Source organism: Mycobacterium sp. IS-3022 (assembly GCF_001500065.1).
Taxonomy (GTDB): Bacteria; Actinomycetota; Actinomycetes; order Mycobacteriales; family Mycobacteriaceae; genus Mycobacterium.
Window position 1 is genome coordinate 1 of the sequence record NZ_LQIN01000022.1, and the last position, 16,465, is coordinate 16,465.

The window sequence follows — 16,465 nt, forward strand, 5'->3', positions numbered from 1 at the left end:
ACCCCGCCCATCCCGACGCGCATCGCGCCGCCCGCCATGGCACCGACCGGTATGGGCGGACTCGGCGGAATCGACGGCGGGATGGGCGGGATGGGCCATATCGGTGGTATCGGGGGCATGGGTGGTATCGGCGGTATGGGCGGCATGGGCCACATCGGCGGTATGGGCGGCATGGGCCACGTCGGCGGCATGGGAGGGATGCCCGGACACGTCTGATTCGACCCCAACGCGCCCCGTGGCAGCGTCATCTGGAACTCACTGGAGAAGGCTGCCTGAGCTTTTCGTCAAGGAGAGGAACGGCATGACCATCACGCGCGAGCTGTCTGCAGTGTTCATCGTCGCGGCCGTGGCGATCGGATCAGCCGGCGCTGCCTGGGCCGGCGGGCCTCCGCAGGGTTCAGCGGCCGGACTGAGCGGTACCTACAACTATCGATCCGATACCGGCAAGGTCAACACATGGGTGATCACGCCGTGTGGTCCGGGGTGCGCCGACGTAGCCGTCACACCTGTCACCGACCCGAGGGTCACGCCGTATGGCGGACGCGCAATGCTGAACAACGGGCGCTGGGACATGACCGTCCAGTACGCCCAGGCGGTTCGGTGCAAGCCGCCCGGTGACCACGTGACTGTTCCTGGCACAGTTGCCTTTTCGATCGACGCGGCAACGTTGAGCGGCACCGCCGTGAACACCCAGGCCGCCGCGGAGTGTGGAGATCCGGCCGGGGCCACCTACCAAAGCGGCTTCACCTTGGAGAAGGTCGCGTAGGCATGACAAAGCAGCGCTGCCTCGAAGGCAGCGCCGCTCTGTCGGAACACCTGACGTCCGCACCTATTCGGCCCGAACGCTCAGCTGAGCCGGTCGGCCTCCGCGCGGGCCTGCGCCGCGATCTTCTCGGCGAGCTCGGCCTTCCATCGGATCTCCTTTTTGATCCACGGGTTGTCCTGCGGGAACTCGCTCGTCTCCGAGACTCGCCGCACCTCGACCTTGACGCCCTTGCCCAGCGGAATCTTCTGCGCCCACTGCTTGGCCTCTTCCTTCGACGACACGTCGAGGATCCAGAACCCGTTGAACAGCTCCTTGGCCTCGGTGTACGGCCCGTCGGTGACGACCGGCGGGTCGGAGTCGAAGTCGACGACGAACCCCTCCTCGGGTCCCGTCAGACCCTCGCCGGCCAACATCACGCCGGCCTTGATGAGCTCCTCGTTGAAGCGACCCATCTCCTCGATGATCTGGTCGAAGTCGATCTCCATCTCGGCCATCGCGGCTTCGGCCTCGGGGGTGGACCGCATGATCAGCATGTAACGCGCCATCGTTCTCGTCTCCTTCTCCGGTGGGGTGACGGGCTCGTTCATCGTGCCCTCACAACTACGTCGAACGGGACCCCTGCGCAATCGACACGGCGCCCAGAATTTTTCCGCAGAATTTTCCCCCCACTGAGAGGATGACCCAATGGCGAGCGCTGACCTGGTCATTCGCGGAACCGTGCTCACCGTCGACGACCGACAGCCGACCGCCGAGGCGCTCGCGGTCACCGACGGCCGCATCGTGGCGGTCGGAGACCGCGGCGATATCGACACGTGGATCGGTCCCGACACTCGCACGCTCGACATCGGAGACGGCTGCGTGATGCCGGGTCTGGTGGAGGCGCACGGGCATCCGCTGATGGAGGCGATCGTGCTCTCCGAGCGGATGGTCGACATCCGGCCGGTCACGCTGCGCGACGCGGCGGCCGTCGTCGACGCCATTCGGCGCGAGGTCGCCAGCCGGGGGAGCGACGGTGCGTTTCTCAACGGCTGGGATCCGTTGCTGCAGCCGGGCCTGCCGGAGCCGACGCTGGCTTGGCTCGACGAGCAGGCGCCCGAGACGCCACTGGTGATCGTGCACAACTCCGGGCACAAGGCGTTCTTCAACAGCGCCGCTGCGCGCAAGCTCGGGCTCACCCGCGACACCCCCGACCCGAAGGGCGCGCGCTACGGCCGCGACGCCAACGGCGATCTCGACGGCACCGCCGAGGAGACCGGCGCCGTCTTCGGCCTGCTGGCCGGCGTCATCAACCCCAGCGACTATCCGGCGATGCTGCACGCTGAACTGCGCCGGCTCAACCGGGCCGGGCTGACGACATGTTCGGAGATGGCGTTCGACCCGGTGTTCCGGCCGGTGATCGAGCAGTTGCGCGGCGACCTGACCGTGCGACTTCGGGTCTACGAGATCTCCAACGCACAGATGGAAACCGACATGTCGCCGGGCAACGGCGACGACCTGTTCCGGCAGACCGGCATCAAGATCTGGGTCGACGGGTCACCGTGGATCGGCAACATCGACCTGTCGTTCCCGTATCTCGACACCGACGCCGTCCGCACGATCGGCGTCGCGCCGGGGTCGTGCGGGCACGCCAACTACACCCGCGAGCAGCTGACCGAGATCGTGCACGCCTACTTCCCGAAGGGCTGGCCGATGGCCTGCCACGTGCAGGGCGACGCCGGGGTCGACACCATCCTCGACGTGTACGAGGACGCGCTGCGGCGCTGGCCGCGCGCGGACCACCGGCTGCGGCTCGAGCACGTCGGCGCGATCCGCGACGAGCAGCTTCAGCGCGCCCACGACCTCGGCGTGACGTGCTCCATCTTCGTCGACCAGATCCACTACTGGGGCGACATCATCGTCGACGGCCTGTTCGGCGCCGAGCACGGAACCCGTTGGATGCCTTGCGGATCCGCGGTTGCGACCGGGATGCGCATCTCGTTGCACAACGATCCGCCGGTCACCCCGGAAGAGCCGTTGCGCAACATCAGCGTCGCGGCCACCCGCATCGCGCCCAGCGGCCGGGTGATCGGGCCCGAGCAGCGGATCTCCGTCGAACAGGCCATTCGCGCGCAGACGCTCGACGCTGCGTATCAACTGTTTTCCGACGACGTGATCGGCTCGCTGGAGGTCGGCAAGTACGCCGACCTGGTGGTGCTGTCGGCCGATCCGCGTGCGGTGCCGCCGGAACAGATCGCCGATCTCGAGGTGCGGGCGACCTTCCTGGCGGGCAAGCAGGTCCACGGCGAATGACCCGGTCGGCCGCCGGCACCGACGGCGACCTGCCCGTGGTGTCGGGGCTCGCGGCGACCATGACGGTCTCGGCGATGGGCCTGGGCTACAGCATCACCGCCGCCGACCCGACGATCCTGTCCGCCAACATCTCCGAGGTTCGGGTGGGCCTGCAGCTGTCGCCGAGTACGGCGAGCTTCGTGGCCAGCCTGGCCACCCTCACATTGGCCGCCGCCGTGCTGGGTGCGGGTGCTCTCGGCGACCGCTACGGCATGCGTCGCATGTTCACGCTCGGATTGCTCGGCACGATTGTGTTCGGTGCGCTCGCCGCCGCGGCGCCCAACAGCGCGGTGCTGATCGCCGCCCGAGCCGGCAGCGGCGTGGCGTTCGCCTTCCTGCTGGGCTTGTCGCTGGCCATCATCAACGCGGTCTTCCCGCCGGAGCGCCGCGCGGCCGCGATCGCGTTGTACCTGGGCGCGGGCTTCGCGCTTACGACGCCGATGCCTGCGGTGGGCAGCCTGCTGGCTGAGCATATCGGTTGGCGCACAGGATTTCTGGTGGCGCCGGTCGCGGCGTTCGTCGCACTGGCCATTCATCTGCGTTTCGTGCCCGAAACGCCCCGCGCGCAACGCCGGCTCGATGTCGCCGGCCTGCTCCTGGTCGCCACCTCGTTGCTCGCACTGGTGTACGGCATTTCGCGATTGCAGGGCGGGCTGCACAGCGATGCGCTCGTTTCCATGCTGGTGGGTGTCGTCGCCGGCGCGGCGTTCGTGATGCGTGAGAACCGAACCCCCGACCCGGCGCTGGACTTGCGGATATTCCGCTCCGGCCGGTTCAACGCCGCGGTCATTGCGGGAACGACGTTCAACTTCTTGACCGGCGGGTCGACGATCCTGTTCGCCTTCTATCTGGTCACCGTGCGCGGCGAGTCGCCGGCGTTGCTGGGCATGCTCTTGGTGCCGGCGACGGTGCTACAGGCACTGGCGGCGACCGGTTCAGGGCGAGCCGCCGAAAAGTTCGGCGACCGTGCGGTTCTCGTGAGCGGCCTGCTGCTGCTTCTGGCGGCCCTTCTGATGCTGACCGTCGTCGACGAGCACACATCGCTGATCGTGTTCTTCTTCGCGGTGGCGCTGAACGCGATCGGTGGCGCGGTGGTGCAGACCCCGCAGTCGACGATCATGATGTCGGCGGCCCCGCCTGACCTCGGAGGCTCGGTGTCGGCGGTGAAATCAGCGGTCGGGCAGGCCGGATACTCGTTGGGGCCAGCGTTGTTCGCGCTGATCGGCACCACGCTGTTCGCGCACGACGCCATGCGCAGGCTCGCCGGATCCGGCCTCACCGTCGATGAGGCGCGCGAGGCGCTGCGCGTCGCGCACGGCACCTCCGTCGCGTCGACCGGCGGTGCCAATATCGTTGACCCGCAAAGGGCTCGGCAAGTCGTCGAGGGCGCGACCGCGAGCATGCTCGACGCCATCCACACCCTCGGCCTCATGATGTCCGCGGTGCCGATCGCCGCCATCGTCCTGGCCCTGGTGCTGCTTCGACCTAGTCGCACAACCGAGGAGGAGCTCCGATGACCCACGTTCGCACCCCACGCCACGTCGCGCCCAATCCATACGCCACGCTGCGAACCCCGCGGTTCTGGCTCTCGCCGATCATCGTTGCGCTGACGGTGTTCTCGGCGCTGGCCGCCCTGTACCTCGCCGGCATCCTCAACCCGACGACGAATCTGCGGCACTTCCCGGTCGCGATCGTCAACGCCGATGCCGGACCCGCCGGAAAGCAGATCGTCGACGGCCTCACCTCCGGGCTCGACTCCGAACAGTTCGACGTGCGCGTGCTCACGGCAGACGAGGCCGAACGGCAGTTGGGCACCGCGGAAATCTACGGGGCGGTCCAGATACCGCAGGACTTCTCGGCCAGGCTCGAGCAGTTCGGACAGGGCGCGCTGCGGCCCGGGCAGCTGAGCAGGCCGGTCGTCACGATCTCGCTCAACCCCCGCGCCTCCACACTCGGCGCGAGCATCGCGGGGGAGGCGTTGGGCAAGGCCGTCCGCGCCATCGACACCAGGGTGGGCGAGCAGCTGTCGGCACGGGTGACGCGCGAGGCCGCCGGGCCGCTGCCCGCAGCGGCGTCGCTGCTACTGGCAAACCCGATCGACGTTCAGGTCAGCGACGCGAACCCGCTGCCGAACGGCACCGGCAACGGGCTGTCCGCCTTCTACTACGCGCTCCTGCTGCTACTTGCCGGATTCACCGGCAGCATCATCGTCAGCTCGCTGGTCGATTCGATGCTCGGCTTCGTGCCCGCCGAGCTCGGCCCGGTGTACCGGCTCGCGGAGCAGGTCAAGATCTCCCGGTTTCGGACGCTGCTGGTGAAGTGGTTGTTCATGGTCATCCTCGCCGTGCTCACCTCGGCGATCTACATCGCGATCGGGGCCGCGCTGGGCATGCCGGTGCCCAACGTGTGGACATTGTGGGCGTACGGCGCCTTCACGATCACCGCGGTAGGGATCACCGCGACCTCGCTGATCGCCGCGCTGGGCTCGATGGGTCTGCTGGTGAACCTGTTCATCTTCGTGATGCTCGGCCTACCGTCGAACGGCGCGACCATCCCTCTCGAGGCGGCACCCTCGTTCTTCGGTTGGCTCGCGAGGTTCGAGCCCATGCACCAGGTGTTCCTCGGCGCCCGTGCCCTGCTGTACTTCGACGGGCGCGCGGACGCCGGTCTCACCCACGCCCTTGTCATGTCGACGATCGGGCTGGCGATCGGCCTCGTCGTCGGCGCCGTCGTCACCCGTTTCTACGACCGCCGCGGCCTGCGCCGCGAACACGTCCCCGCCGATGCGCAGGCGCCGATCTCGGCCAATCCCGACTGACCCCGGGCCTCGTCATGGCAGGCTCGATACATGTCTGAGCTGCCTGTGCCGCGCTTCCTCGACGAACGGCTCGCACACTGGGCCGAAACCAAACCCGACGCCGAGGCGATGACGTTTCTCGACCGCACGTGGACATGGGCCGAATGGAACGACCGGGTGCGCCGGCTCGCCGGCGCGCTGAAGGAGCGGGGCGTCGGCCGCGGCGACGTGGTGGCGTTCCTGGACAAGAACCATCCGGCGTGTGTCGAGCTGACGCTGGCGGCCGCGTCGCTGGGAGCCGCCAACGCGATCATCAACTTCCGGCTGGCCGCCGACGAACTCGACTACGTGATCAACGACTCCGGTGCCAAGCTGCTGATCGTCGGGACCGAATTCAAGCCGTCGATCGAGAAGATCCGCGACAAGTTGGCGAACGTAGAGCAGGTCGTCGAGGTCACGCCCGAAGGTGGTGACGGTGACGAGTACGAGGCGATGCTCTCCGCGGCGAAACCGGTCGGTCGCGGCGATGAGGTGCAGCCCGACGACGTCGTCATCGTCATGTACTCGTCGGGGACGACCGGACGTCCCAAGGGTGTGCAGCTGACGCACGCCAACCTCATCGCGCACACCGTCAACGCCCACAACGGGTGGGGTTTCGACGAGGGCGACAAGAGCATGGTGTCGATGCCGCTGTTCCACGTCGGCGGGTCCTCCTATGTGCAGTTCGGGATTCACGACGGCGTGCCGACGGTGATGACCCGCGAGGTCGACGGCATGTCGCTGGCGGGCGCGATTCTCAAGGGCGCGAACCGCACATTCCTGGTGCCGGCGGTGCTGGCGAAGGTGCTCGAATCGGGCGAGGACGCGGTGAAGCTGTTCGGGTCGTTGAAGACCTACGTCTATGGCGCGTCGCCGATGCCGCTGCCGCTGCTGCGGGCGGCGTTGGAAGCTTGGCCCAACACCGATTTCATCCAGGTGTACGGGCTGACCGAGGTGTGCGGCGTGATCAGCCAGTTGCTGCCCGAGGACCACCGCTCGGGGATCGAGGAGCGGATGGTCAGCGCGGGACGGGTGATACCCGGCGCGGAGGTGCGCGTGGTGGACCCGGAAACGCTGGAAGACGTGGCGACGGGTGAGCAGGGTGAATTGTGGTTCCGCACACCGCAACTGATGAAGGGCTACCACAACAAGCCCGATGCGACGGCGGAGGCGATCACCAGCGACGGCTGGTTCCGCACCGGCGACATCGGTCGGATCGACGAGGACGGCTACATCTTCGTCGAGGACCGGCTCAAGGACATGATCATCTCCGGCGGGGAGAACATCTACTCGATCGAGGTCGAACGCGTTGTCGCCGAGCATCCGGCGGTGGCCGACGTCGCGGTCATCGGCGTGCCCGACGAGAAGTGGGGCGAAGTGGTCAAAGCCGTTGTCTCGCTCGAGGGTGAGGCCACGCCCGAGGAGATCATCGCCTGGTGCCGCGAGCGGCTGGCGGCCTACAAGTGCCCGAAGACCGTCGACATCACCGACGAGCTACCGCGCAATCCGACCGGCAAGGTCCTCAAGAAAGAGCTGCGCAAGCCGTACTGGGAGGGTCGCGACCGCGCGACGGTGTAATTCAACGCCCGATTGTGAATCCGCCGACGCTGGAGCGGCTCAAAGCGTCGCCAGTTGCACAATCGGCGCCTAACGGTTCAACCACCAGATGTGCGTCGAGAGCGCCGTGGCGAATGCGCACCACAGCGGGTACAGCGCAAGCGGGGCTGCGCGGCCCCCTTGCACAACCATCGCTCGACGCGTGAGGTCGGCGCTGCTCAAGGTCAACGCACCGGCCGCGACAGCGGACGTCGCCAACCGGTGCTGGTTGAAGAACAGCCAGGACCAGCTCCCGTTGAGCACCAGGTTCGCGGCCAGCGCCGCGAGGTAGCGGCGTCGTTGTTCGGACTGCTCACGGCGGTCCAACTCGTCGAGTGTCGAGGCCGACACCACCGCGATGTCGGCGTACAGCACCGGCCAGACAATCGGAAACGCTTGGCGCGGTGGCTGATACGGCGGCTTGCGCAGCGCCGCGTACCACGCGGATTGCGCCGACCGGCTCGCCAGCCCACCGATGACCGCCGTCGCCGTGACGGCCAGACCGGACGGGATCAAGGTACGGATTCGCACGTCGCTCCTCGCATTCATTTAAGTTGCTTAAGCATGCCCGGGACCGCGCGGGTTCAAACATCGGCCTCGACGCGGCACTATGGTGGGCGTGCCAGATCTCGACGACATCCTCGACCGCCTGCACGTCGTGGCGCTTCCGATGCGAGTTCGCTTCCGCGGCATCACCGTTCGCGAGGTCGCGCTGATCGACGGCCCGGCAGGCTGGGGCGAGTTCGGCGCGTTCCTCGAGTACGAGCCGCCCGAGGCCGCGCACTGGTTGGCCTCGGCCCTCGAAGCCGCCTACGAACCAGCGCCCGCAGCGCACCGAAGCCGCATCCCGATCAACGCGACGGTTCCGGCTGTCGACGCCGCTGACGTGCCCGAGGTGCTGGCCCGATTCCCCGGGGCGCGCACCGCGAAGGTGAAGGTCGCCGAGCCCGGCCAGTCATTGGCCGACGACGTCGCGCGGGTCAACGCCGTGCGCGCGCTGGTTCCCACGGTCCGGGTCGACGCCAACGCCCGGTGGGAGGTCGCCGAGGCCGTCGAAGCGGCCGCCGCGCTGACCGCCGATGGCCCGCTGGAGTATCTCGAACAGCCCTGCGCGACGGTCGCCGAACTCGCCGAATTGCGAACGAGGGTCGACGTGCCGATCGCCGCCGACGAGAGCATCCGCAAGGCCGACGACCCGCTGTACGTCGTGCGGGCCAAGGCGGCCGATGTCGCGGTGCTCAAAGTCGCCCCGCTCGGCGGAGTGCGCAGGCTGCTCGACATCGCGACGCAGATCGACATCCCGATCGTGGTGTCCAGCGCGCTGGACTCCGCGGTCGGCATCGGCCGCGGGTTGCTTGCCGCCGCCGCACTGCCGGACCTGCGACACGCCTGCGGACTGGGGACCGGCGGGTTGCTGGTCGAGGACGTCGCCGAGCCCGTCACTCCGGACGGCGGCTACCTGCCCGTCGCACCGGTAGTGCCCGATCCGGCCCGGCTGCAGGCGCTGGCCGCCCCGCCCGAGCGCCGGCAGTGGTGGATCGACCGGGTGCGCGCCTGCCATCCGTTGACACGTTGACACAAATCGCTACTCTGTGTGTCAACCGCACCGTGGAGGCGCCATGTCCGAAACCGTCGAAGCATCGCCGATCCATCGAGGCGAGGTCCGCCCCAAGGTGATGGCCGAATTCCGTAAGCACTCCGGCAGCACGCTCGGCGGGTTCTTCGGGGCGGCGGCCTACGACGAGGTGGCCCTGGTGCCGGTCGCCGCGGCGGTCGACAAGACAGGGCGCTTCGAAGCCAACTTCGCTGACCGTGGTGTCCGCAGCGGCTTTTCGGCCTTTCTTGCGATCTGGGGCGACCCCGCCGACCGGGTCGCCGAATCGGACCGGCTCAAACAGCTGCATCGCGACGTCCGCGGACGCGGTAGTGGTGCCTTCTCCGGCGTGCGCTACAGCGCGCTGGATCCGAAGCTGTGGAATTGGATCGCGGTGAGCGGCATGTTCGTGGTGCTCAACTCGTTCACCCCGTGCACCGGGATCACGCTGTCGGACGCCGAGAAGGACGCCGCCTACCAGCAGCTGCTCGACGCGTTTCGGTCGTTGGAGCTGCCCGGCAAGAACGCGAAGCTGCCCGCGACGTACGCCGACGCCGTCCGGTACTACGACGCCATGGTGGAAACCGAGCTCGCCTCAAACCCGTTCCTGCGCCGCGTCACCGACAACCTGACACGGCTTCCGCTGCCGACCTTGCTGCTGCCGCCACCGCTGCGACTTGCCTTGACGCCGCCGTGGCTGCTGCTGCGGCCGATCGCCGGCCGCGTGGTCAAGGTGTGTTCGTTCGGCATCCTTCATCCGGGCATCCGCGAGCTCACCGGATTCCAATGGACGGCGCGGCACGACCGAGAGTTCGAGCTCTACACCCGGGTGCTGCAGCTGGCCTGGCGGGTGCTGCCCGACAAGCTGTTGTTGATCCCGTTGGCGCGCAACCGGTTGGAGTACGAGAAATTGGTTCGGCTGCACCGCTCGGTCGCCCTCGATTCGTTCGCGCCCCCGCCCGGCTGCCCGGTTTAGTCTGCAACGATGCGACGGCTCCGCAACAACGACAGCCGCACCGAGCAGGAGGCGGCGATCCTCAAGGCCGCCGCCGAAGAGGTCGCGCTGGTCGGTGTGGGCCGGGCCAGCATGGACGTCATCGCGCGGCAGGCCGGCGTCAGCCGCAGCACGCTCTACCGCCGGTTCCCCAGCCGCGACGCGCTGATCACCGAACTCGGCAGGCAGACATTCGATTTCGCGATGGCGCGGCTGCAGACCGTCGGCATCGACTCGGGTGCCAAGGAAGCCGCGGTCGCGGCGTTCTGCGAAGGCCTGCGGCTGCTCACCGGCGAACCGATCATGCGCCGGTTCCTGCAGCTCGACGGCGACCTGACCGCGATGTCGGGGATGTTCGACGAGGCCGAGGAGTTCCTCGAGAGCGCGTCGGCGGCCATGGCCAAGGCGCTGCGTGCCGCCGGTGCGAGGATGCCCGACGATGACCTGCTGGCCGTCAGCGAACTGCACATCCGGCTCGCGGGCTCGCTCGCGCAAGTGCGCACGCCGGTACTCGACGTCACCGACGACGACGCCGTGCGCGCCTACGCCCAAAAGCACCTGGCGCCGCTGGTGTGGTGAGCGGCTCAGAGACGGGCGGCGAGCTCGGTGCCCTCGCGGATGGCGCGCTTGGCGTCCAGTTCGGCGGCCACCGCGGCACCTCCGATGACGTGCGGGGTGATCCCGAGAGCCTCGAGGGCGTCGACGAGGTCGCGAACCGCTTCTTGGCCGGCGCACACGACGACGTTGTCGACGTCGAGCACTCGGGCGCCGGAGTGCTGCGGGCCGAAGCTGACATGCAGTCCCTCGTCGTCGATGCGCTCGTAGTTGACTGCGGAGAGTTGCTGGACGCCTTTGGCTTTCAGTGACGCGCGGTGCACCCAGCCGGTCGTCCGGCCCAGGCGTCTGCCCTGCGGGCCGTTCGTCCGCTGCAACAGGTACACCTCGCGGGCGGGGGGCAGCGGTGCCGGGTCGGTCAGCGCCCCGCGTGCCTCCTGCGGTCCCCGTCCGGGCTCCAGCAGCCCCCACTCGGCCCTCCACTTCTTGAGGTCGAGCGTCGGCGACTCGTCGGTGACCAGGAATTCGCACACGTCGAACCCGATGCCTCCCGCCCCGATCACCGCCACGCGGGTGCCGACGGGCGCACCGAGCAGGACCTCCGGATAGGACAGCACCTTGGGGTGGTCGATGCCCGTGATGTTCGGCATCCGTGGCGCCACGCCGGTGGCGAGCGCGGCGACGTCGAAGTCGGTCAGTGCATCGGCCGTTGCCCGGGTACCCAGTCGCACGTCGACACCGTGCCTGTCGAGCATCCGCGTGTAGTAGCGGATGGTCTCGGCGAACTCCTCCTTGCCGGGAACCCTTCGCGCCAGGTCGAATTGACCCCCGATCGCAGTGCCGGCCTCGAAAAGGGTGACGGCGTGTCCACGTCCGGCGGCGGTGACCGCCGCGGACAGTCCCGCGGGTCCGGCGCCGACGACCGCCACGCGTCTACGCCGTCGCGCCGGATGCAACACCAACGTGGTCTCGCGGCCCGCGCGCGGATTGAGCAGACACGACACGGTTCGGTGGGCGAACGCATGGTCCAGACAGGCCTGATTGCACGCGATGCACGTATTGATCTCGTCGGCGGCATCCGAGGCGGCCTTGCGTACCCACTCGGGGTCGCTCAGCAGCGGACGCGCCATCGAGATCAATTGGACACGGCCCTCGGTGAGGATCTGCTCGGCCGACTGCGGCATGTTGATGCGGTTCGACGCCACGACCGGGATCGACACATGCGCGGCTACCGCGTTGCTGTAGTCGACGAACGCCGCGTTGGGTACCGACGTGACGATGGTCGGCACGCGCGCCTCGTGCCATCCGATGCCGGTGTTGATGATCGTCGCGCCCGCCGCCTCGACTTCGGTTGCCAGCGCGACGATTTCGTCCCAGCTCTGACCGTCCGGCACGAAGTCGGCCATCGACATGCGGTAGCAGACGATGAAGTCACGGCCCACCGCCTCGCGGATACGGCGGACGATCTCGACCGGCATGCTGCGCCGCTTTTCGGGCGTCCCGCCCCACGCGTCGGTGCGCCGGTTGGTCCGCGGCGCCAGGAACTGGTTGAGCAGATAGCCTTCGCTGCCCATGATCTCGACGCCGTCGTAGCCGGCGTCGCGGGCCAGGACCGCGCAGCGCACGAAGTCGTCGATGGTTCCCTCGACGTCGCGCAGGGCGCGGGGCCGGAACGGGTTGATCGGCGCCTTGATCGAGGACGCCGACACCGACAGCGGGTGGTAGGCGTAGCGGCCGGCATGAAGGATCTGCAGCAGGATCTTGCCGTCCTCGGCGTGTACCGCCGACGTGACGCGCCGGTGCCGTCTGGCGTCGGTCGACGACGTCATCGCCGCGGCGAACGGCAGCAACCACCCGGTCCGGTTCGGTGCGTACCCGCCGGTGATGATGAGACCCACGCCACCACGGGCCCGCTCGGCGAAGTAGGCCGCGAGGCGGTCGATGTCACGTGCTCGATCTTCCAGACCGGTGTGCATCGACCCCATCACCACGCGATTGCGCAGCGTCGTGAAGCCGAGGTCCAGCGGTGAGAGCAGTCGCGGATACGGGTTCGTCATCGATTGCCTTCGGCGTCAGCGAAAGGGCGGTGTCGGCTCAGTTCATGGACCCCAGGATCGGTTCTGACTCGATGAGTCCCTCGTCGCTGGGCTCGATGCCCTGGCCGAAGACTCGCGCCGCCTGGCGGGCGCGGAGCTCCCGATGAGCGCGCGCGGGTGGCTCGAAGCCGTAGCGGCGCTGAGCCTCGGCTGGCGACATGATCTCCGGATTGACCGGTGGCACACCGAGTTTGATCGGAGCCACGACGGGATGGGTCATCGGCGAGAGGATCTTGAGCACCGCCAGCTCGGCGCGGGGGCTGAGGGAAATCAGCCGAAACGCGGTCCACAGGATCGGCCGGACGGCGACGTCGACGATGCGGGGCTGGTCGCACCCGCTTGCTTGGCGCATCCAGCGAGGCATGGTGGCGATGGTGCCGGCCCGCAGAATCCTGGCGGCCAGCCAGGAAACCGGTCGGGCGGCCCGCGGCATCTCGGGCATCATCACCTCGGCGTCGAGGAGGTGACGCATCGCCTGCACGGCGATGTCACTGGCCGCCAACTGCGGCCGCATCCGGTCGAAGTAGTCCCGGATGCCGTTGCGGGTGCTGGGCACGTCGTCGGGCGAGCAGGTCTGCAGCTGGGCCGCCACGGCGCAGTCCTGCCAGTACCGGGCCTCCTCTTCGGCTGTCAGCGGACCGGGCCCGTACTTCTCGTAGGCGTAGAGGATCGAATGCCATGCGGTCAGGTGGATCCACAGTTGGGAGTCGGGGTCGTTGGCGTCGTAGCGGCCGCCGCCGTAGGGTTCGGTGCCGATCGCCTTGGAGTGGATCTTCACCAGAACGTCGGAAGCCGTGGTGGTTTCGCGGGACCCGCCGAACGCCACCAGGGCGAAGTAGTGCAGGGTGCGGTCGTAGCGGGTACGGGGCCGCTTGTAGATGTCGTGGGTGGTGTCCACCGCCGCGATCAGATTCGGGTCGAGTTCCTCGATGACGACCGCGCGTTGGAAGCCGACCGTCAACGACGTCGGGTAGCCCCACACCTTCCAGGTCACCGAGTCGGGACCGAAGAATCCATAGTCACCGTGCGGGGTAACGCTCGAGCGGTCCTTCGTGGCGACGGCTCGCGCCCCCGTCAGCACACGCGTGAGCGCGCGACCCGTGCGGTTGTCCGAAGTCGTTGTCGCCATGCATTTTTCCCTTCATGATGTGAGTGGCGGCAGGCCAGCCGCCCGAATGGTTTCGGCGCTCAGGCCACGCTGAAGGCGTGGCTCATCATCCGTCCGTACAGTGCGCCGAGATCGTCGGCGGTCCATCGGTTTTCGCCCTCGAGCAGCGACCGCACGGCCGCCTCGCACGACGACATCAGCAACTCGACCAGGATCGGCAGCTTGGCTTCGGCGTCGGACATCGACCACCATTTGGTCAGCACCGGGCGAAGCCATGCCGCGGTGGCTTCGCCGAGTTGCGCCCGTACGCGCACGAACCGGCTGGCCACCGCCGGGTCCGGGGTGGCGAAGAAGACGAATCGCCAAGACTGCGGACGAGCCACCACGACCCGCAGCAGCGCCTGATAGCCGGCGACGAACGCCGCCTCCGGGTTGTCGCCGCGGGCGGAGTGCAACGACTCGACCAGCGCATCGCGCAACGTGGCCGTCTCACGCTCCAACAGCGCGGTGATGATCTGGACGCGATCGGAAAAGCAGGCATAGACCACCGGGCGCGTGACGTTGAGACGCTCGGCGATCGAGCCGATGGTCACCTGGCTCACTCCCTGTTCGACCGTGATGGCCAAGGCGGCGTCGAGCACCTGCGGCCGACGTCGCTCCGGGCCGAGATGAGCCGCGCGGCTGCGCCTTTTAGGCCGACTGACTATCGCCACGGGGCGAACCTACCACCAATCATTCACCTGTGAAGCATTTTCCTCTGCCAGTGTAGGAATTTACTTCATCGGTGTAGCTTTCAGCTGGCACTTCAAGATCGTGTCCTAATCTGTGGGATACATGGCGTGGACGCCACGTCCTCGCTGGTCGACACTGAACCCGTGCGAACGGTGCTGATCCTCGGCTATCCGGGCGTCCAGGCCCTCGACCTGGTCGGCCCGTTCGAGGTGTTCACCGGCGCCTCCATGTACCTGCAGGGCCAGGGGCGCGAGGGCTACACCGTCAGCGTCGTCAGCCAGAACGGCGAATCGGTGAGCACCGGCACGGGTCTGACGTTCGCCGCGGAACCGCTACCCGATCCCGGCCGCCCGGTCGACACCGTGATTCTGCCGGGTGGCTACGGCGTCGACGAGGCCCGCCGCGACCCCGATGTCATCGATTGGATCCAGACCGTCGCGAAGGGTGCGCGTCGCGTCGTCAGCGTCTGCACGGGTGCGTTCCTCGCCGCGCAGGCCGGCCTGCTCGATGGGTGTGTGGCGACCACGCACTGGGCGTTCACCGACCGAATGGCGCGCGAATTTCCCGATGTATCGGTCGATCCCGAGCCGATCTTCGTCCGCAGCAGCGACCGCGTGTGGTCGGCCGCCGGCGTCACAGCGGGAATCGACCTGACCCTGTCGCTCGTCGAGGACGATCACGGGACTGAGGCCGCCCAGACGGTCGCGCGCTGGCTGGTGATGTACCTGCGCAGGCCGGGCGGGCAGACCCAGTTCGCGGCGCCCGTGTGGATGCCGCGCGCCAAGCGGGCGCCAATCCGGGCGGTGCAGGAAGCCATCGAATGCAAACCCGCTGCGACGCACAGCATTCCGGAACTGGCCCGTCGCGCCGCGATGAGCCCGCGCCACTTCACCCGTGTCTTCACCGACGAAGTCGGCGAAGCCCCCGGCGCCTACGTCGAACGGATTCGCACGGAGGCCGCACGCCGCCAACTCGAGGAGACCGACGACACCGTCACCGTCATCGCCGCCAGGTGCGGCTTCGGCAGCGCGGAGACCTTGCGCCGCAATTTCGTTCGCCGACTGGGCATCTCGCCCGACCAGTACCGCAAAACGTTCGCCTGAGGAGACACCATGCAGATTGCCATCGTCCTGTATCCCGGCTTCACCGCCCTGGACTTCATCGGCCCCTACGAGTCGCTGCGTTTTCTACCCGACACCGAGGTGCGGTTCCTGTGGCACGAACCCGGCCCCATCGCCGCCGACTCCGGTGTGCTGCTGATCGGTGCGACGCACACCTTCGACGAGACGCCGTCGCCCGACATCATCCTGATCCCCGGCGGATTCAGCACCATGGAGCACGCCCGCGACGAGAAGTTGCTGGCGTGGGTACGGCAAGCCCACCAGAGTGCGACGTGGACCGCATCGGTGTGCTCCGGGGCGTTGATCCTCGCGGCAGCCGGCCTGCTCGAGGGAAAACGGGCCACGTCCCATTGGGCGGCGCTGCCCTTCCTGAAGACCTTCGGCGCGACGCCCGTCGGCGATCAACGCATCGTCCACGAGAGCGACCACATCGTCACCGCGGCGGGCGTGTCCGCCGGCCTGGACCTCGGGTTGTGGCTGGCCGGCCAGATCGGCGGCGAGGCCAAGGCCAAGACCATCCAGCTGTCCATGGAGTACGACCCGCAGCCACCGTTCGACTCGGGACACATGTCCAAGGCGTCGGCGGCGACGAAGGCCGCCGCGGCCGCCCTGATGAGCCGCGATCTGATCAAGCCCGCCCAGCTCAAAGCCGCGTCGCAGCTGGTGTGGGACGCCGCGATCAAGCGCATCCGCAACCGCTCCGGCAAGGCGGTTTCGGTGCGCTGACAAGTCGCGCAGC

At 68.1% G+C, this 16,465-nt stretch carries 15 protein-coding genes and 1 pseudogene; 11 read left to right on the plus strand and 5 right to left on the minus strand.

Annotated elements, in window-relative coordinates; all coding sequences use genetic code 11:
- Together AU188_RS25545 and AU188_RS14100 are read left to right on the plus strand one after the other, a co-directional pair.
- A pseudogene (locus tag AU188_RS25545) lies at window positions 1-216 on the plus strand (hypothetical protein); the annotation flags it as partial.
- A gap of 85 nt (window positions 217-301) precedes the next feature.
- Window positions 302-766 carry a hypothetical protein gene (locus AU188_RS14100; protein ID WP_059164330.1) on the plus strand — a complete coding sequence of 155 codons (465 nt, stop codon included), beginning with the start codon at window positions 302-304 and terminating at the stop codon, window positions 764-766.
- A gap of 80 nt (window positions 767-846) precedes the next feature.
- Here AU188_RS14100 and AU188_RS14105 read toward each other — a convergent pair whose 3' ends face one another.
- Window positions 847-1,311: a YciI family protein gene (locus AU188_RS14105; RefSeq protein ID WP_059164356.1), complete on the minus strand. Its 465-nt coding sequence runs from the start codon at window positions 1,309-1,311 to the stop codon at window positions 847-849.
- A gap of 139 nt (window positions 1,312-1,450) precedes the next feature.
- On the opposite strand from AU188_RS14105, the gene AU188_RS14110 reads away from it, so the two are divergent.
- Genes AU188_RS14110 through AU188_RS14125 form a run of 4 tightly spaced genes read left to right on the plus strand, consistent with a single transcriptional unit; the run spans window position 1,451 to window position 7,508 of the window.
- The gene (locus AU188_RS14110) at window positions 1,451-3,055 is read left to right on the plus strand and encodes an amidohydrolase (protein ID WP_059164331.1); all 1,605 of its coding nucleotides are present in this window, start codon (window positions 1,451-1,453) and stop codon (window positions 3,053-3,055) included.
- Window positions 3,052-4,611 (plus strand): MFS transporter, encoded by a 1,560-nt coding sequence (locus tag AU188_RS14115; RefSeq protein WP_286137471.1) that lies wholly within the window; start codon window positions 3,052-3,054, stop codon window positions 4,609-4,611. Before AU188_RS14110 ends, AU188_RS14115 begins: the two co-directional genes overlap by 4 nt.
- Window positions 4,608-5,912 carry a YhgE/Pip domain-containing protein gene (locus tag AU188_RS14120; RefSeq protein WP_059164332.1) on the plus strand — a complete coding sequence of 435 codons (1,305 nt, stop codon included), beginning with the start codon at window positions 4,608-4,610 and terminating at the stop codon, window positions 5,910-5,912. The genes AU188_RS14115 and AU188_RS14120 overlap by 4 nt, the downstream gene beginning before the upstream one ends.
- 30 nt (window positions 5,913-5,942) lie before the next feature.
- Window positions 5,943-7,508 carry a long-chain-fatty-acid--CoA ligase gene (locus AU188_RS14125; protein WP_059164333.1) on the plus strand — a complete coding sequence of 522 codons (1,566 nt, stop codon included), beginning with the start codon at window positions 5,943-5,945 and terminating at the stop codon, window positions 7,506-7,508.
- Window positions 7,509-7,577: 69 nt separating this feature from the next.
- Here AU188_RS14125 and AU188_RS14130 read toward each other — a convergent pair whose 3' ends face one another.
- Entirely contained in the window at window positions 7,578-8,057 is a 480-nt protein-coding gene (locus tag AU188_RS14130) for a TspO/MBR family protein (RefSeq protein WP_059164358.1), read from the minus strand.
- Window positions 8,058-8,136: 79 nt separating this feature from the next.
- On the opposite strand from AU188_RS14130, the gene AU188_RS14135 reads away from it, so the two are divergent.
- Genes AU188_RS14135 through AU188_RS14145 form a run of 3 tightly spaced genes read left to right on the plus strand, consistent with a single transcriptional unit; the run spans window position 8,137 to window position 10,693 of the window.
- The gene (locus tag AU188_RS14135) at window positions 8,137-9,102 is read left to right on the plus strand and encodes an o-succinylbenzoate synthase (RefSeq protein ID WP_059164334.1); all 966 of its coding nucleotides are present in this window, start codon (window positions 8,137-8,139) and stop codon (window positions 9,100-9,102) included.
- A 43-nt stretch (window positions 9,103-9,145) separates the two neighbouring features.
- Window positions 9,146-10,096, plus strand: coding sequence for an oxygenase MpaB family protein (locus AU188_RS14140; protein ID WP_059164335.1), 951 nt, complete (start codon window positions 9,146-9,148; stop codon window positions 10,094-10,096).
- A gap of 9 nt (window positions 10,097-10,105) precedes the next feature.
- Window positions 10,106-10,693 carry a TetR/AcrR family transcriptional regulator gene (locus tag AU188_RS14145; RefSeq protein WP_059164336.1) on the plus strand — a complete coding sequence of 196 codons (588 nt, stop codon included), beginning with the start codon at window positions 10,106-10,108 and terminating at the stop codon, window positions 10,691-10,693.
- Between the two features lie 5 nt (window positions 10,694-10,698).
- On the opposite strand, the gene AU188_RS14150 is transcribed toward AU188_RS14145, so the two are convergent.
- Genes AU188_RS14150 through AU188_RS14160 form a run of 3 tightly spaced genes read right to left on the minus strand, consistent with a single transcriptional unit; the run spans window position 10,699 to window position 14,586 of the window.
- Complete coding sequence (locus tag AU188_RS14150; protein WP_059164337.1) at window positions 10,699-12,726, minus strand: NADPH-dependent 2,4-dienoyl-CoA reductase; 2,028 nt, start codon at window positions 12,724-12,726, stop codon at window positions 10,699-10,701.
- Between the two features lie 37 nt (window positions 12,727-12,763).
- Window positions 12,764-13,894: an oxygenase MpaB family protein gene (locus AU188_RS14155; protein WP_082686637.1), complete on the minus strand. Its 1,131-nt coding sequence runs from the start codon at window positions 13,892-13,894 to the stop codon at window positions 12,764-12,766.
- A 59-nt stretch (window positions 13,895-13,953) separates the two neighbouring features.
- On the minus strand, window positions 13,954-14,586 hold the full coding sequence (locus AU188_RS14160) for a TetR/AcrR family transcriptional regulator (RefSeq protein ID WP_059164338.1): 633 nt from the start codon (window positions 14,584-14,586) through the stop codon (window positions 13,954-13,956).
- A 171-nt stretch (window positions 14,587-14,757) separates the two neighbouring features.
- Between AU188_RS14160 and AU188_RS14165 the strand changes: the two genes are divergently transcribed.
- Complete coding sequence (locus AU188_RS14165) at window positions 14,758-15,708, plus strand: GlxA family transcriptional regulator (protein WP_059164360.1); 951 nt, start codon at window positions 14,758-14,760, stop codon at window positions 15,706-15,708.
- Window positions 15,709-15,717: 9 nt separating this feature from the next.
- Window positions 15,718-16,452 carry a DJ-1/PfpI family protein gene (locus AU188_RS14170; protein ID WP_059164339.1) on the plus strand — a complete coding sequence of 245 codons (735 nt, stop codon included), beginning with the start codon at window positions 15,718-15,720 and terminating at the stop codon, window positions 16,450-16,452.
- Window positions 16,453-16,465: the final 13 nt, after the last annotated feature.

Bases quoted from the DNA above. Each gene is read 5' to 3' on its own strand.
- AU188_RS14100 (WP_059164330.1), top strand. From the start codon at position 302: ATGACCATCACGCGCGAGCTGTCTGCAGTGTTCATCGTCGCGGCCGTG.
- AU188_RS14110 (WP_059164331.1), top strand. From the start codon at position 1,451: ATGGCGAGCGCTGACCTGGTCATTCGCGGAACCGTGCTCACCGTCGAC.
- AU188_RS14135 (WP_059164334.1), top strand. From the start codon at position 8,137: ATGGTGGGCGTGCCAGATCTCGACGACATCCTCGACCGCCTGCACGTC.
- AU188_RS14150 (WP_059164337.1), bottom strand. From the start codon at position 12,726: ATGACGAACCCGTATCCGCGACTGCTCTCACCGCTGGACCTCGGCTTC.
- AU188_RS14115 (WP_286137471.1), top strand. From the start codon at position 3,052: ATGACCCGGTCGGCCGCCGGCACCGACGGCGACCTGCCCGTGGTGTCG.
- AU188_RS14125 (WP_059164333.1), top strand. From the start codon at position 5,943: ATGTCTGAGCTGCCTGTGCCGCGCTTCCTCGACGAACGGCTCGCACAC.
- AU188_RS14170 (WP_059164339.1), top strand. From the start codon at position 15,718: ATGCAGATTGCCATCGTCCTGTATCCCGGCTTCACCGCCCTGGACTTC.
- AU188_RS14105 (WP_059164356.1), bottom strand. From the start codon at position 1,311: ATGGCGCGTTACATGCTGATCATGCGGTCCACCCCCGAGGCCGAAGCC.
- AU188_RS14155 (WP_082686637.1), bottom strand. From the start codon at position 13,894: ATGGCGACAACGACTTCGGACAACCGCACGGGTCGCGCGCTCACGCGT.
- AU188_RS14140 (WP_059164335.1), top strand. From the start codon at position 9,146: ATGTCCGAAACCGTCGAAGCATCGCCGATCCATCGAGGCGAGGTCCGC.
- AU188_RS14120 (WP_059164332.1), top strand. From the start codon at position 4,608: ATGACCCACGTTCGCACCCCACGCCACGTCGCGCCCAATCCATACGCC.
- AU188_RS14145 (WP_059164336.1), top strand. From the start codon at position 10,106: ATGCGACGGCTCCGCAACAACGACAGCCGCACCGAGCAGGAGGCGGCG.